This is a genomic window from Rhizobium leguminosarum bv. viciae USDA 2370 (genome assembly GCF_002008365.1).
Taxonomy (GTDB): domain Bacteria; phylum Pseudomonadota; class Alphaproteobacteria; order Rhizobiales; family Rhizobiaceae; genus Rhizobium; species Rhizobium leguminosarum.
The window spans coordinates 512154-527530 of the sequence record NZ_MRDL01000015.1 but is presented as its reverse complement, the minus strand read 5'-3'; the positions used below and the strand labels follow the sequence as shown (position 1 = coordinate 527530).

The window sequence follows — 15377 nt, the reverse complement described above, 5'->3', positions numbered from 1 at the left end:
GTGAGTGGGCTTATAGAACTAACCCTCCCAAACAGTCAACACACCAAACAAAAGTTTTTTGACATTTTTGTAACAGGTTGAAAATGAAGGGCTTTTAGCTCTCATCTCCAAAAACGACGAAATTCAGCGCCCGAATGGGTGGCTTTTGAGATTCGTTTTCGCCGAATCCCGAAGAACGGCTTCGGCGAGGGAGACAAGGCTTATATGGGGCGCTTGGCAGGGAATTCCAGGGCGCTTGCCTATGCCACGCCTCACTCGCTAGTTTGGCGATGAAGAACGATGCGGCGGAGTGAAGAATGCTTGTCCTTGATGAAGAACAGACGCGCGCGGCCCTGCCCTGGCCGGAATTGATCGAGGCGATCGCCCGCATGTTCCAGAGCGAATGCGTGATGCCGGTGCGCCATCACCATGAAATGGACGTGCCGGATGAGGAAAGCGCCACACTGCTGCTAATGCCGGCCTGGGTTCCCGGACGCTATGCCGGGGTGAAAACGGTCTCGGTCTTTCCAGGCAATGTGCGGCGGGGCCTGCCAGCGATCTTCGGAACCTATCTTCTTTCCTCCGGCGCTACCGGCGAAATGCTTGCTGCAATCGACGGCGGCGAGTTGACCGCGCGGCGGACGGCGGCCGCATCGGCGCTGGCGGCCCGTCATCTCGCCCGCCCCGACGCGGAAGAGTTGCTCGTCTGCGGAACCGGGCGGCTGTCGCTCAACCTGATGCTGGCCCACGGCACGACCCGGCCGATCAAGAGGTACCGGGTCTGGGGCCGCAACGGCCAAGCGGCGAAAAAGATCGCAGCCGAGGCACGGGCGCTCGGGCTGAATGCCGAGGCGGTCGCGGATGCTGAAGCCGCAGCGCGGACAGCGGACATCATTTCCTGCGCCACGCTTTCCAACGAGCCGCTGATATCAGGCGAATGGCTGAAGCCCGGCGCCCATCTCGATCTCGTCGGCGCCTTCAAGCCGAGCATGCGCGAAAGCGACGACGAGGCCATCCGTCGTGCTTCGGTCTATGTCGATACCCGCGCCGGCGCCATCAGCGAGGCGGGCGACATCGTCCAGCCGCTGAAAAGTGGCGTGCTGAAGGAAGGCGACATCAGGGCTGAGCTTGCGGAACTCGTCAGCGGTGCCCATGGCGGACGAAGCCATGACGAGGAGATCACGCTGTTCAAGTCGGTCGGCGCGGCTTTGGAGGATCTCGCCGGCGCCATTCTTGCCTATGAGACAGTGACGGGCCGAAAGTGACAATCAGTGCATCCTTGCCGGAACTTCCGGTTTCACATGTCCTGCCGGCCGTCGCTGCTGCGCTGGAAAAGCAAATGCGCGCCGTTCTTTCCGCCCCGCCCGGCGCCGGCAAGACGACGCTGGTGCCGCTCCACCTGCTTGGTCAGGCCTGGCGCGGCGACGGCAAGATCATCCTGCTGGAGCCACGTCGGCTGGCGGCGCGGGCCGCGGCAGGTCGGATGGCATCGCTGATCGGCGAACAGGTCGGCGGGACGGTCGGCTACCGCATGCGCCTCGACAACAGGATATCGCCAGCGACACGGATCGAGGTGGTGACCGAAGGAGTTTTTGCCCGGATGATCCTCGACGATCCGGAATTGGCCGGTGTCTCGGTTGTCATCTTCGACGAGTTCCACGAGCGTTCGCTGGACGCAGACTTCGGACTCGCACTGGCGCTCGACGTCCAGTCGGCGCTGCGCGACGATCTGCGTATCCTCGTGATGTCGGCGACCCTCGACGTCGAACGCGTGGCCGCCCTGCTCGACCACCCACCGGTGATCGAAAGCCTCGGGCGCAGCTTTCCGATCGATATCCGTTACCAGGATCGGCCGGGCGGCGAGCGCATCGAGGATGCGGTCACGCGGGCAATACTCGATGCGCATGCCAATGAGGCCGGCTCGATCCTTGCCTTCCTGCCCGGCCAAGCGGAAATCACGCGAACCGTAGAACGCCTGCAGGGACGATTCGGAGCCGGGACGCTGATTGCGCCGCTCTACGGCAATCTCAGCCAGAAGGAGCAGGATGCGGCGATCCGGCCGGCATCCCAGGGGACACGCAAGATCGTGCTTGCAACGTCTATCGCCGAAACATCGATCACCATCGACGGCGTCAGGATCGTGATCGACAGCGGCATGCAGCGTCTGCCGGTGTTCGAGGCGTCGACCGGAATCACGCGGCTGGAGACGGTGCGCGTGTCGCGGGCTTCCGCCGATCAGCGGGCGGGCCGTGCCGGACGAACGGAGCCGGGCATCGCGGTCAGGCTGTGGCACCAGGGACAGACGACGGCATTGCCGGCCTTCACACCGCCGCAGATCCTTTCCAGCGATCTCTCGGGGCTGGTGCTCGACCTCGCGCATTGGGGCGTTCAAGATCCTGCATCGCTTGCCTTCGTCGATCAGCCGCCGGAAACGACCCTGAGGGAGGCGCGGGTTCTGCTTGGCCAGCTCGGAGCGCTCGACAAGGACGGAGCGCTGACAGCGCGGGGCAAGGTCATGCGCGATCTGGCTTTGCCGCCGCGGCTTGCCGCCATGGTCGTCTCGGCCGGAGAAGCGGGACACGCACGGGATGCGGCGATGATCGCCGTGCTTCTCACCGAGCAGGGGCTTGGCGGAACGAGTATCGATATCGAGGAGCGGCTGCGACGCTTCAAGGCCGAGCGGGGCGAGAGAGCGGAGGCTTCAAGGCGGCTGGCAGGACGGCTGGCAAGCGGTCTCGACAGCGTTGCCTCAACGGCGCCGGCGCTTGCAGGCCAGCAGCTGCTGCATGCGTTCCCAGATCGAATCGCACTTCAGCGCGGCGGGCGCGGGCGATTCGTAATGGCGAACGGGCGTGGAGCGGAGCTACCGGCAACCGAGAGGCTGGCCGGCAGCCAGATGCTGGTGATTGCCGACCTGACCGGACGGGCAGCCCAGGCCCGGATTCTGGCAGCTGCCGAGGTGACACGCGGCGACATCGAAGCCGAGTTGCCCGGCGAAATCAAAACCGGGGACCAGATATTCTTCGACCGACAGAGCCGGCAAGTCAGAGCGCGGCGGGCAACCCGACTCGGCGCGATCGTCTTCGAAGAGACGCCGTTGCCACGACCTTCCGGGGCAGCAGTCACCCAGGCACTGGTGGAGGGAGTGCGCGAGCTCGGGCTCGATCAGCTTGCCTTCTCGAAAGAGGCCGTGCAGCTTCGCGAGCGGATCGGATTCCTTCATCGGACGATCGGCGAGCCCTGGCCTGATGTCAGCGACAGCGCCCTGCTTTACCGGCTGGACGAGTGGTTCGCACCCTTTCAGACCGAGGCCCGCGGCCTTTCCGAGATTTCCGCAGCCGGCCTTTCGAACGGGCTGATAGCGCTGGTACCGCACGAATTGCAGCGCGACCTTAGCCGGCTTGCGCCAACGCATTTCGAAGCGCCGACCGGCCAAAGGCATCCGATCCAGTATGAGGGTGAGGAGCCGGTGCTGACGATCCGCGTACAGGAGCTGTTTGGACTGAAGCAGCATCCAGCCATTGCCGGTGGCCGCCTGCCGCTGCTGCTCGAGCTCACCTCGCCGGCGCACCGGCCGATCCAGACGACACGCGACCTGCCGGGCTTCTGGGCCGGCTCGTGGAGGGATGTGCGTGCTGATATGCGCGGCCGCTATCCCCGGCATCCTTGGCCGGAGCGGCCGGAGGATGCGTTGCCGACGACACGGGCAAAACCGCGTGGTACATGAGGGCCATTCAAGGAGCCCCCGGATGATCGACAAGCCTAGCATGATCGACAACACGGAAGGCTATACGCTGGAGGACCGGCACAACAGCCGCAGGCTGCGTCTGCAGACATTGGTGCGGCTGCGCTGGCTTGCCGTCGGCGGACAGGCGCTGACGGTTTTTATCGTTGCCTTCTGGCTGAAATTTCCTCTGCCGTTGATTGCCAGCTCTTCGTTGATCGCCGCCCTTGCCTGGGTGAATTTCTACCTGACGATCCGCTATCCGCCGACGCATCGGCTGGAACCGCCAGCCGCCTTTGCGCTGCTCGGCTTCGATCTCTTGCAGCTCTGCGCTCTGCTCTTCATCACCGGTGGCCTTGCCAATCCTTTCGCGGCGCTCGTCTGCGTGCCCGTCATCATCTCCTTTGCCTCGCAGCCGATCCGCTACAGCACCGCGCTGATCGGCTTTGCGATGGTCTGCATCACGGTGCTTGCCTTTTCGCCCTTTCCGCTGCCCTGGTTCGACGGGGTCGAGATCAACGTGCACAACGTCATGCAGTTCGGTGTCTGGTGCTCGATTGCCTCGACGATGGCATTTGCCGCCTTTTATGCCTACCGGGTCTCGATGGAAGCGAGCCAGCTTGCCGATGCGCTGGCTGCGACCGAACTGGTGCTGCAGCGGGAAAAGCATCTGTCGCAGCTCGACGGCCTGGCGGCTGCGGCCGCCCATGAGCTCGGTACGCCGCTTGCGACGATCAGCGTCGTCGCCAAGGAAATGGAGCGGGAACTCAAGAACGACGATCGTTTCCGCGAGGACGTGATGCTGCTGCGCAGCCAGAGCGAACGCTGCCGTGACATCCTGCGGCGGCTGACGACGCTTTCCTCCGAAGGCGAGGCGCATATGCGCCGCCTGCCGCTTTCGTCGATGATCGAGGAGATCGTCGCCCCGCACCGGGAATTCGGTATCGCTCTCGAGCTCATCGAAAAGAGCCCGCGCAAGGGTGAGCCGGTCACCGACCGCAATGCCGGCATCATGTACGGGCTCGGCAACCTGATCGAAAACGCCGTCGATTATGCGCGGGAGAAAGTGATCGTTACTGTCGAGCACGATCACGACAAAGTGCTGATCGTCATCGAGGACGATGGCAACGGTTATGCGCCTGACATTCTGACGCGGATCGGCGAACCCTATGTGACCAAGCGGCAGAAGGAGGATACGGCGGGCGGCCTCGGGCTTGGACTTTTCATCGCCAAGACGCTGCTGGAGCGCTCCGGCGCATCGCTGGTTTTCGAGAACCGCGATCCGGAAAGTGCGGGCGCGCGTATCCGAATCGAATGGCCGCGCATGCTGATTGACGCAAATTCGACAAAATGACTTTGTCGGCATAAACAGGATATAGCGGTTGACGCAGATCGGGCGCTCAACCGCCGGGACCGAGACGATGACAGAACAGAATCATGACAATTTCGCCGCGTCGGACGAGGATCATATCGGTCCCGACGCCAGCCTACTGATCGTCGACGACGACGGGCCGTTCCTGCGCCGCCTGGCACGGGCGATGGAGACGCGCGGCTTCCAGGTGGAGACGGCCGAATCAGTGGCGGAGGGCGTTGCGAAATCGAAAGGCAGGCCGCCGAAATATGCGGTGGTCGACCTTCGGCTCGGCGACGGCAATGGGCTCGACGTCATCGAGGCGATCCGTCAGCGGCGCGACGACACCAGGATCATCGTGCTGACCGGCTACGGCAATATCGCAACGGCGGTAACGGCCGTGAAGCTCGGCGCCGTCGATTATCTTGCAAAGCCTGCAGATGCCGACGACGTGTTTTCGGCGCTGACACAGCGGCCGGGCGAAAAGGCTGAGCTTCCCGAAAATCCGATGTCGGCCGACCGCGTGCGCTGGGAACACATCCAGCGGGTCTATGAAATGTGCGAGCGCAATGTTTCCGAAACGGCGCGCCGGCTCAACATGCACCGGCGGACGCTGCAGCGCATCCTTGCCAAACGCGCGCCGAAATAGCCGAACACGTCGCGCGCTTATAATCAGACGTCGTCCACAGTGAACGGTTTTCCGCTCGCCCATTCGGCCATCATCAGCCTTTGGGCGGCGGCACGCGAGAAGTTGAGCGTGACGGATTTGCGCGTGGCCGGCGCCATGCGGTGTTCCGGCGCCTCGCGAATCATATGGGCGCCATAACCATCCGACAGGAACAGTCCGCATTCCTCGGGAAAGATCTCCAGCGGCACATCCTTGTGAGTCGCAAAGAATAGACGGTCGCAATGCAGCTTATATTCCGGCCATTTGCGATCGACCCTGAAATCCTCGATCGACGTCTTGATTTCGATGATCCAGACCTCGCCCTTGTCCGAAAGAGTGATCAGATCGGCGCGGCGGCCGCTGGCTAGCGGCAGTTCGGGCAGCACGGCGTGGCGCATTTCATGCAGCAATATCTGCGTTCCGCGCCGTACCATCATGGCCCTGTCCGATTGCCGGCCATCGATTAACGGATTGTTATTGTAAACGCTCAAAATCGTCATGGATAACCATCAGAGGGGCTGGCGTGTTGTTGCAAAAAAACCATGCGCTTCTAATTTGCGCGGCAGACGGATTTGTCGCGCTGCAGTAGCCTTGCAAAGCGCAAGTTAATCGAAAATAAACCATAATCAACGATGGTCGAAAGACCGTTCTCCTTGCCCCAAAACTTCAAGAGTCATCCATGCGCATCTGCAATGCATTCCCTGTATTTGGCCTGCTGGCGACGCTCGCTCTGGCCGGTTGCTCCACGACATCAGACAGCGCATCCGTCGACGACAAGGGCGCAGGCCCAACGGTACAGACAGCACAGATCTTCAATGACGCCTACGGCGTGACGAAGGATGCCGGATACTCCCTGCCGGCGATCCCGATTGATAGGGTCAAGCCGCAGTTCCGCCGCCAGGTCGTCAGCTACGAGACCACCGAGCGCCCCGGTACGATTATTGTCAACACGCGCGAACGCTTCCTCTATTACATCCTGGCCAACGGCAAGGCGATGCGCTACGGCATCGGCGTCGGTAAGCAGGGCTTCGCATGGGCCGGCACCGCCTACGTCGCCTGGAAGCAGGAATGGCCGAACTGGCACCCGCCAAAGGAAATGGCCGTCCGTCGGCCTGATCTCGCCAAGTACGTCGAAGACGGCATGGGCCCGGGCCTTACCAATCCTCTCGGCGCACGCGCCATGTATCTCTTCAACGAAGACGGCAAGGACACGCTCTTCCGCCTGCACGGCACGCCGGAATGGGCCTCGATTGGCACCGCCGCTTCCTCGGGCTGCATTCGCCTGATGAACCAGGATGTCATCGACCTGTACAGCCGCGTCCGTCCCGGCAAGGGCACGTCCAAGGTCGTCGTCATCCAGTAAGCTAATTGCCGAATTCGGTATAAAAAAGGCCGCCGGACTGTCGTCCCGGCGGCCTTTTCGCATCCTCCCTCACGCCATCAGGCGGCCTGTTTCGCCTTGAGCTCGAGGCGACGGCGGTGAAGCACCGGCTCGGTGTAACCGTTCGGCTGCTCCCTACCCTTCAGGACGAGATCGAGGGCAGCCTGGAAGGCGATCGAATTGTCGAAATTGCCGGCCATCGGCTGATAGGCGATATCCGACGCATTCTGCCCGTCGACGACGGCGGCCATGCGTTTCATCGTCTCGACGATCTGAGCTTCGGTGACGACCTTGTGATGCAACCAGTTCGCCATGTGCTGGGCCGAAATGCGCAGCGTCGCGCGATCTTCCATCAGGCCGACATTGTTGATGTCGGGCACCTTCGAGCAGCCGACACCCTGATCGACCCAGCGCACGACGTAGCCGAGGATGCCCTGGGCGTTGTTGTCGAGTTCGCGCTGGATTTCCTCGGGCGTCCAGTTCGGCCGCACCGCAACCGGCACGGAGAGAATGTCGGAGAGCTTGGCGCGAGCGCGGTCTTTCAGTCCCTGTTGAACTCGGGCGACATTGACCCGGTGATAATGGGTGGCATGCAGGGTTGCGGCCGTCGGCGACGGCACCCAGGCGGTGTTGGCGCCAGCCTTCGGGTGGGCGATCTTCTGTTCGAGCATCGCCGCCATCAGATCGGGCATCGCCCACATACCCTTGCCGATCTGGGCGTGGCCGGAAAGACCGCATTCGAGGCCGATGTCGACGTTCCAGTTCTCATAAGCGGAAATCCAGGCCGCCTGACGCATGTCGCCCTTGCGAATCATCGGACCGGCTTCCATCGAGGTGTGGATCTCGTCACCGGTCCGATCGAGGAAGCCGGTATTGATGAAGACGACGCGCTCGCGGGCAGAACGGATGCATTCCTTGAGGTTGACGGTCGTGCGGCGTTCCTCATCCATAATGCCCATCTTGATGGTATTGCGCGGCAGGCCAAGCGCATCTTCGACCCGCGAGAAGATTTCGACGGCGAAGGCGACCTCTTCGGGCCCATGCATCTTCGGCTTGACCACATACATGGAGCCGGTGCGGGAATTCTTCTTCCTGCCGGCCGGGCCAATATCGTAAAGCGCTATCAAGCCGGTGATCACAGCATCCATGATGCCTTCAGGCACTTCGTTGCCGTCGCGGTCGAGGATCGCCGGATTGGTCATGAGGTGGCCGACATTGCGCACCAGCATCAGCGAGCGGCGATGCACCTCGAAGGAGGTGCCGTCCGGACCGGCATATTGCAGATCCGGGTTGAGCTTGCGGATGAAGCTTGTTCCGCCCTTTGCCACCTCTTCCTGCAGGTCGCCCTTCATCAGGCCGAGCCAGTTGCGATAGACGACGACCTTGTCCTCGGCATCGACAGCGGCAATCGAATCCTCGCAGTCCATGATTGTCGTGATTGCCGACTCCAGCCAGACATCGGAAATATCGGCCGGATCGGCTTTTCCGATCGTCGTCGTCGCATCGATGACGATTTCGATGTGAATACCATTGTTCTTCAGAAGAAGATGCGTGGGAGCGGCGGCGTCACCACGATAGCCGGCAAAATGTTTGTCGTCCGTCAGCATTGCCTGCTCGCCATCGATCGATCTGACGACCAGCGCTCCATCCTTGACAGCGAAGCTTCCGACATCCTTCCAGCGGCAGTCCTGCAACGGCACTGATGTATCGAGGAAATCGCGCACCCAGGCGATGACCTTCTCGCCGCGTTTCGGATTGTAGCCCTTGCCCTTCTCGGCGCCGTCGCTCTCGGGAATCGCGTCCGTGCCGTAGAGGGCATCGTAGAGCGAGCCCCAGCGGGCATTGGCGGCGTTCAGAGCATAGCGGGCATTCATGACGGGAACGACGAGCTGCGGGCCGGCGATCGAGGCGATCTCCGGATCGACATTTTGGGTCGAAACCTGAAAGTCCGAGCCTTCCGGCAGGAGATAGCCGATTTCGCGAAGGAAGGACTGGTAGTCGTCCATATCCGCCGGGGCGCCATGCCGCCGATACCAGTCGTCGATCTTCACCTGCAGGTCGTCGCGTTTTGCCAGCAGCGCACGATTTTTCGGGGCGAGATCGTGGACGATCGCCGAAAAATCGGCAAAGAACTTGTCTGCATCGACCGCCAGACCCTGCAGCACCTCCTTGACGAGGAAATCATGAAGGACGGTTTCGATGGCAAGACCGTTCTTATCAACGCGGCTCATGCGACATTCTCCCTGGCAACGACTTTGAATGCTGCCACTTTGCCCGGCTTTCATTCACAGTCAATTCTGCAATAATTCGAAAGATTTATGCCTTCGTGGAAATTATGCGTGGTGTCACGCGCATCGGCAGGCCATTCTGCGGCTGCGTCGTCAGCTTCTGCACCGGCCAGGGGTTGGTCTGATCGGTGGAATCGAAACGATAGCGATGCATCAGGACGGCAAGGGCGATCACCGCCTCCTGAAGTGCAAATGTTGCACCGATGCAGACACGCGGACCGGCGCCGAAAGGCAGGAACTGGAAACGGCCGATCGAGCCGCGATTTTCCGGCAGGAAGCGTTCGGGCATATAGGCACGTGGCCTGTCCCAGTGAAGTTCGTGGCGATGCAACGTCCAGGGCATGATCAGCACCGTGACACCGGCCTCGATCTCGACCCGCTCGCCCTTGGGGCTTGTCCAGGAATCATTCGATATGGCGGCGCGATTGATGGATGGCGCCGGCGGATAGAGGCGCAAAGCCTCCTCAAAGGCGGCGCGCGTCTGCGGCATCATATCCAGCCATTCCACGGGTTCAGCCCGGGTGGCGAGCACCGCGTCGATTTCTTCTTCCATCGCTTCGCGGATATGCGGGCTGTTTGATACGCAATACAGCGTCCAGGCCAATGCCCGGGCTGTGGTCTCATGCCCGGCGCCGATGAAGGTCAGAATATTGTCTTCGATCTCCTCCTTCGTCAGCCCCTCAGGGCCGGCCTGTTCCAGGAGCAGGGTCAGGAAATCCTCGGGCGCGGTGCTGCGATTCGCCTTCATCTTTGCGAGCCGCATATCCATCGTGTTGCGCACGATGGCGCGGAATTTCTCCAGCACTTTCTGACCGCCGATGCGTGTCACACGTGGAACCCAAGACGGAGCGCGCATCAGATCCATCGGATCGACGCGGCCCATGCGATGCAGGAGTTCATTGACATCGTCGGCGAAACGGCCGCTCGAGGTGACGATTTCACCGGAGAACAACGTATCGGCGAGAATCGCGAAGGTCAGCTCGGTCATGTCGGTGCTGATATCGAAAATTGCGCCTGCCTCGTCTGCGCTTTCATATTTGCGGACATAGTCTTCGGACTGGCGCAGCATCTGCCCGGCGAAGCCTTGGGCGTGGCGAGGCGTGAAGACAGGCGCCACCGCCTTGCGCGATCTTTTCCAGACCGAACCTTCGGCGGTCAGAAGGCCGTCGCGGAGGATCGGTCGCAGGACGAGTTGGCGCACATCCGACATGCGGTAATTATTGGCATTGTCGACCAGCACATGTTTGATAAGGCCGGGATCGTTGACGATCAGCGTCCGCTGCCCGAAGAAATTGGTACAGATCCAGGGAAGCGTGTAGGACGGCTCGCCCCAGAGTTCGAGCGGATTGCGCAGGATGATGCGAATGATTTCCAGCCGGCTCGGCGGCACGGTACGCGGCAGCGGTGCTGGCGGAACGAAGGGGTCCGGACGCATGTCCATCGTAAAAGCCTTTCGGGGAAGATCTAAGCTTCCCGGCAAGCTTGAAGCTAGAGCAGGCCCTTAAGTTCGTCCAGCTTGTCGTTGATCAGCCAGCCGTAATAATTCTCTTCCGGCCAGACGGTCGTACCGGCGCCCCGGTTCTTCGCAGCAAGTGCTGCGGCGCGCTGGCGCGAATTGCCGACATTATAAAGCGTCGCCGTCAGGCCGGGATTGCCCGAGATATCCATGCCGGCGATCTCCTTGTAGTCGTCGATCGACCTGCGGATCGAAGCCGCGACGAAGGCGAGCGAGATATCGGGATCCATGATTGCCTTGTAGACGGCGCCGGCATCCTTCTCATTCAGCTTCGGATAACCCGACACGCGGGTCACGAGATCGGAGAGCATCAGTGCCGTCAGCGGATTGACCTGGCCGAGGCCGAAGGTCTGGCCGGCGTAGAAAGGCTGGAAGAAGACCGCGCTGAAGCGGTTGTTGGGGAAACTCTTGCCGCCTAACGTCTTGCCGCGGAAATCGCTTTCCCAGACATCTTCGCGGCAGGACCAGAGCGTGTAGGAATCGCTCTTGCCTTTGCATTCGGAAAATTGCGGCCGCGCCACGAATTCGTCGACGCTTTCGCCGTCATAGGCGAAGCGGAAGCTTTCTCCAGCATAGGAGGCCGCCTTGACATAATAGGCCTGCAGCCGGTCATAGGCGTCGACATTATAGGTGTGCTCGCCGACGATCGCGCCGACGACATGGATGGGATTGATGCCGTAGGCGCTGGAGATCTTGCGGATCTTGCCCATTAGCTCGCGGTCGGTCGCCAGAAGCTCATGAACCTTTTCGTATTTCAGATCGAAGCTGCTCTTGGTGCCCTTGGTGCGCCTGATGGAAGCGCCCGGAATATCGGGCTGCTCAGCGTGACGATTGCCCGCCGGCACCGTCTGCATTGCGAAGGCAGGCGCCGAATTCACCAGGGCAACGGCAATCATAAGGCTTGTCAAAAGGCGTCGCACGATCCGTTATCCCGTCCGTTCCATCGTCCTGTTTGCGATGCGGCTGCCTGGACCAGAATCTTGGCCGAATAAAGCCGGAGCAGAAAACAAAACGGGCCTTCACTAGAAAGTAAAAGGCCCGCTGTCGAGAGTCGAGTTCGTCACAATCCGGCATTCATACCGGGAAAGACATGAACCGGTGCGCCGATATCACAGAATGAAGCGCGACAAGTCGGTGTTCTGTGCGAGATCGCCGACATGCTCGCGCACATAGGCGGCATCGATCGTCACGGCCGTCCCGCCCCGATCCGGCGCGTTATAGGAAATATCGTCGAGCACCCGCTCCATGACCGTCTGCAGACGGCGTGCGCCGATGTTTTCGACGGAAGAGTTCAGATGCACGGCGACATCGGCAAGCGCGTCGATCGCGTCGTCGGTGAATTCGAGGCTCAGGCTTTCGGTTTCCATTAGTGCGCGGTACTGACGGATAAGGCTCGCTTCCGTCTCGGTCAGGATTCGACGGAAATCATCCTTGTTCAGCGGACGCAATTCGACACGGATCGGCAGGCGGCCTTGCAGCTCCGGCAAAAGATCCGAGGGCTTGGAGACATGGAAGGCGCCGGAGGCGATGAAGAGGATGTGGTCTGTCTTCACCGGTCCGTACTTGGTCGAAACCGTCGTGCCTTCGACGAGCGGCAAGAGGTCGCGCTGGACGCCTTCGCGCGAAACGCCGGCGCCCATGCCACCGTCGCGGGCGGCGATCTTGTCGATTTCGTCGAGGAAGACGATGCCGTCATTCTCGGTGGAGCGAACGGCTTCGCGCTGGATCACTTCGTTGTCGATCAACTTGTCGGATTCGTCGCGGATCAGGTCGCTGTAGGAGGCCTTGACTGTGGTGCGGACCTTCTTGGTGCGGCCGCCCATCGCCTTGCCGAACATTTCCGACAGGTTCAGCACGCCGATATTGGCGCCCGGCATGCCAGGAATTTCGAAGCCTCCCATGCCGGAACCGGCATCGGCCACCTCGATATCGATTTCCTTGTCGTCGAGCTCGCCATCTCTCAGCTTCTTGCGGAAGTTTTCGCGGGTGGCGGGCGATGCTGTCGTACCGACCAGCGCATCGAGAACACGCTCCTCGGCGCTCACATGCGCCTTGGCCTGCACCTCGGCCCGCTTCTTCTCGCGCACCAGACCGATGCCGACCTCGACCAGATCGCGGATGATCTGCTCGACATCGCGGCCGACATAGCCGACTTCGGTGAACTTGGTGGCTTCCACCTTGATGAAGGGTGCTCCGGCGAGTTTTGCCAGGCGGCGGGAGATCTCGGTCTTGCCGACACCGGTCGGGCCGATCATCAGGATGTTCTTCGGCATGACTTCATCGCGCAGGCTCGGGTCGAGCTGCTGGCGGCGCCAGCGGTTGCGCAGCGCAATTGCGACGGCGCGTTTCGCATCATGCTGGCCGATGATGTAGCGGTCGAGTTCGGAAACGATCTCGCGGGGGGAAAAGGTCGTCATTGGGTGTTATTCTCCTGGCGGTCCAGGGCCATTAGCAGCGCCCGGCCGTAATTCGTCGTTGTTTCGCCAAGTCCTCGAAGGCCTGTTCGTCTAGGCCAAGCGGCCGGAAGGCATGGGGTTCAGCCTTCAACATCCAAGGATTCCACCACGATATTGTGGTTCGTGTAGACGCAGATGTCGGCTGCGATATCGAGGGCGCGGCGAGCAATCTCTTCGGCCGATTTGTCAGTATCCATAAGCGCACGGGCGGCGGCCAAGGCAAAATTGCCGCCCGAACCGATCGCCGTCGTGCCATGCTCAGGCTCCAGGACGTCGCCGTTGCCGGTGATCGCCAGCGTGATCGACTTGTCGGCGACGAGCATCATGGCTTCGAGATTACGCAGGTATTTGTCGGTGCGCCAGTCCTTGGCGAGCTCGACGGCGGCACGCATCAATTGACCGGGATATTGCTCAAGCTTCTTTTCGAGCCTTTCGAGCAGGGTAAAGGCATCGGCAGTGGCGCCGGCGAAACCGGCGACGACTTCGCCCTTGCCGATACGGCGCACCTTGCGGGCATTGCCCTTCATGACGGTCTGGCCGAGGCTCACCTGGCCGTCGCCCGCCATCACTACCTTGCCGCCTTTTCGAACTGTAATGATTGTTGTCATAAAACACCTGTCCGCCCATGACGCGGGCCGTTACGCTAGAGCATGATGCCGAAAAGTGTGAAGCGGTTTTCGGACGACATCATGCTCTATTTCTTTAATTTAGATCCGGATTCAGATCTTAGGCCGAAGGGCCTGAGATCATCCGGATCTAAGCCGCACACCGGCCTTGTTGAGCCCTATGTAAGTGGGCCGAGGCAGATTGCAAATGGGCCGGCTTTTCTCTTGCCCGGCTTCTGGATATTTCCCGATGCGCCTGATAAGGAACGGCCTTATTCCCGATGGAGGGCCATATGGCCGAGACCGCAGCAAGCCGCACGGGCAGCGTTTCCCGCAAGACCAACGAAACCTCGATTTCCGTTTCCGTCAATCTCGACGGCACCGGCAAATCGACGATTTCGACGGGCGTCGGCTTCTTCGACCATATGCTCGACCAGCTTTCGCGACACTCCCTCATCGACATGGAGATCGATGCCAAGGGCGACCTGCATATCGACGACCACCATACGGTCGAAGATACGGGCATCGCCATCGGCCAGGCGATCTCCAAGGCGCTCGGCGACCGGCGCGGCATCACCCGCTACGCCTCGATCGATCTCGCCATGGACGAGACGATGACCAAGGCTGCTGTCGATCTTTCCGGTCGGCCGTTCCTCGTCTGGAATGTCGCCTTCAGCGCGCCGAAGATCGGCACTTTCGACACCGAACTCGTTCGCGAATTCTTCCATGCGCTCGCCCAGAATGCCGGCATCACCTTGCATATTCTCAACCATTATGGTGCCAACAACCACCATATTGCCGAGACATGCTTCAAGGCCGTTGCCCGCGCATTGCGCACGGCGACAGAGATCGATCCGAGACAGGCGGGCCGTGTTCCCTCGACCAAGGGCACGCTCGTCTGAGCCCTTAGAGGGAGCGGCGACAATGACATCCAGCTATATCTTCCTGACACCGCCCGGCAGCACGAGCGCCACGGCCGACGAAACACGAACCATCCGCGACGGCTTCACGCTGCTCGGCTTCCTGTTTCCATGGGCGTGGCTGTTGGCGCATCGGCTTTGGCTGCACGCCGCCGCCGCGTTTCTGCTGCAGGGGATTGGTGGTGCGCTGATGGACGAACCGGGCCTCGGGCCGGCGGGAGCGGCAATCCTCCTGGGCGTGAATATGCTGGTCGGTCTCGAGGGCCAGAATTTCCGTGTCCGCAAGCTTGCCGCCAAGGGCTGGAACGAAGACGCACTCATTGCGGCCGATACGATCGGCATTGCAGAGCAGGTCTATTTCTCGGACAGGGCTGTAATCGCGGATAGCGACGACGCCGCGGCACCGGACTGGCAGAACAGGGCCCGTCCGAACAGCCCGCGCGGCCACGGCACATCGCTTGGTCTCTTTGGTTTTGATGGAGGACGCTGA

Annotated in this window: 13 protein-coding genes and 1 pseudogene; 7 read left to right on the top strand and 7 right to left on the bottom strand. The window is 61.3% G+C overall.

Translation table 11 applies throughout. The annotated features are described in order from the left end of the window. Positions 1-296: 296 nt before the first annotated feature. The 4 genes from lhpI to BS629_RS08600 all read left to right on the top strand — a co-directional run bounded on the left by lhpI (position 297) and on the right by BS629_RS08600 (position 5703). On the top strand, positions 297-1244 hold the full coding sequence (gene lhpI / locus BS629_RS08615; RefSeq protein WP_018244203.1) for a bifunctional Delta(1)-pyrroline-2-carboxylate/Delta(1)-piperideine-2-carboxylate reductase: 948 nt from the start codon (positions 297-299) through the stop codon (positions 1242-1244). Continuing rightward, positions 1241-3706: an ATP-dependent helicase HrpB gene (hrpB, locus tag BS629_RS08610; RefSeq protein WP_018244202.1), complete on the top strand. Its 2466-nt coding sequence runs from the start codon at positions 1241-1243 to the stop codon at positions 3704-3706. The genes lhpI and hrpB overlap by 4 nt, the downstream gene beginning before the upstream one ends. A gap of 22 nt (positions 3707-3728) precedes the next feature. After that, the gene (locus BS629_RS08605; RefSeq protein WP_018244201.1) at positions 3729-5057 is read left to right on the top strand and encodes an ActS/PrrB/RegB family redox-sensitive histidine kinase; all 1329 of its coding nucleotides are present in this window, start codon (positions 3729-3731) and stop codon (positions 5055-5057) included. Positions 5058-5124: 67 nt separating this feature from the next. Continuing rightward, positions 5125-5703, top strand: a complete 579-nt coding sequence (locus BS629_RS08600) for an ActR/PrrA/RegA family redox response regulator transcription factor (protein ID WP_025396545.1) — start codon at positions 5125-5127, stop codon at positions 5701-5703. Between the two features lie 23 nt (positions 5704-5726). Here BS629_RS08600 and BS629_RS08595 read toward each other — a convergent pair whose 3' ends face one another. Beyond that, entirely contained in the window at positions 5727-6221 is a 495-nt protein-coding gene (locus tag BS629_RS08595) for an MmcB family DNA repair protein (RefSeq protein WP_018244200.1), read from the bottom strand. A 179-nt stretch (positions 6222-6400) separates the two neighbouring features. Here BS629_RS08595 and BS629_RS08590 point away from each other — a divergent pair, with 179 nt between their 5' ends. Continuing rightward, positions 6401-7084: a L,D-transpeptidase gene (locus BS629_RS08590; RefSeq protein ID WP_018244199.1), complete on the top strand. Its 684-nt coding sequence runs from the start codon at positions 6401-6403 to the stop codon at positions 7082-7084. Between the two features lie 77 nt (positions 7085-7161). On the opposite strand, the gene BS629_RS08585 is transcribed toward BS629_RS08590, so the two are convergent. From BS629_RS08585 to hslV, 6 genes and pseudogenes are all read right to left on the bottom strand, one after another. After that, positions 7162-9333: a malate synthase G gene (locus BS629_RS08585; protein WP_018244198.1), complete on the bottom strand. Its 2172-nt coding sequence runs from the start codon at positions 9331-9333 to the stop codon at positions 7162-7164. Between the two features lie 85 nt (positions 9334-9418). After that, the gene (locus BS629_RS08580) at positions 9419-10831 is read right to left on the bottom strand and encodes a cytochrome P450 (RefSeq protein ID WP_018244197.1); all 1413 of its coding nucleotides are present in this window, start codon (positions 10829-10831) and stop codon (positions 9419-9421) included. A gap of 47 nt (positions 10832-10878) precedes the next feature. Continuing rightward, the gene (locus BS629_RS08575) at positions 10879-11826 is read right to left on the bottom strand and encodes a DUF1402 family protein (RefSeq protein WP_018244196.1); all 948 of its coding nucleotides are present in this window, start codon (positions 11824-11826) and stop codon (positions 10879-10881) included. A 189-nt stretch (positions 11827-12015) separates the two neighbouring features. Next, entirely contained in the window at positions 12016-13323 is a 1308-nt protein-coding gene (gene hslU, locus BS629_RS08570; RefSeq protein ID WP_011649875.1) for an ATP-dependent protease ATPase subunit HslU, read from the bottom strand. Next, positions 13320-13412, bottom strand: a pseudogene (locus tag BS629_RS40320) (GNAT family N-acetyltransferase); the annotation flags it as partial. The gene hslU and the pseudogene BS629_RS40320, both read right to left, overlap by 4 nt. 30 nt (positions 13413-13442) lie before the next feature. Further along, entirely contained in the window at positions 13443-13970 is a 528-nt protein-coding gene (hslV, locus tag BS629_RS08560; RefSeq protein ID WP_018244195.1) for an ATP-dependent protease subunit HslV, read from the bottom strand. 290 nt (positions 13971-14260) lie between these two features. Between hslV and hisB the strand changes: the two genes are divergently transcribed. After that, on the top strand, positions 14261-14869 hold the full coding sequence (gene hisB, locus BS629_RS08555) for an imidazoleglycerol-phosphate dehydratase HisB (RefSeq protein ID WP_003544176.1): 609 nt from the start codon (positions 14261-14263) through the stop codon (positions 14867-14869). A gap of 22 nt (positions 14870-14891) precedes the next feature. Next, positions 14892-15377, top strand: coding sequence for a DUF2628 domain-containing protein (locus tag BS629_RS08550; protein ID WP_018244194.1), 486 nt, complete (start codon positions 14892-14894; stop codon positions 15375-15377).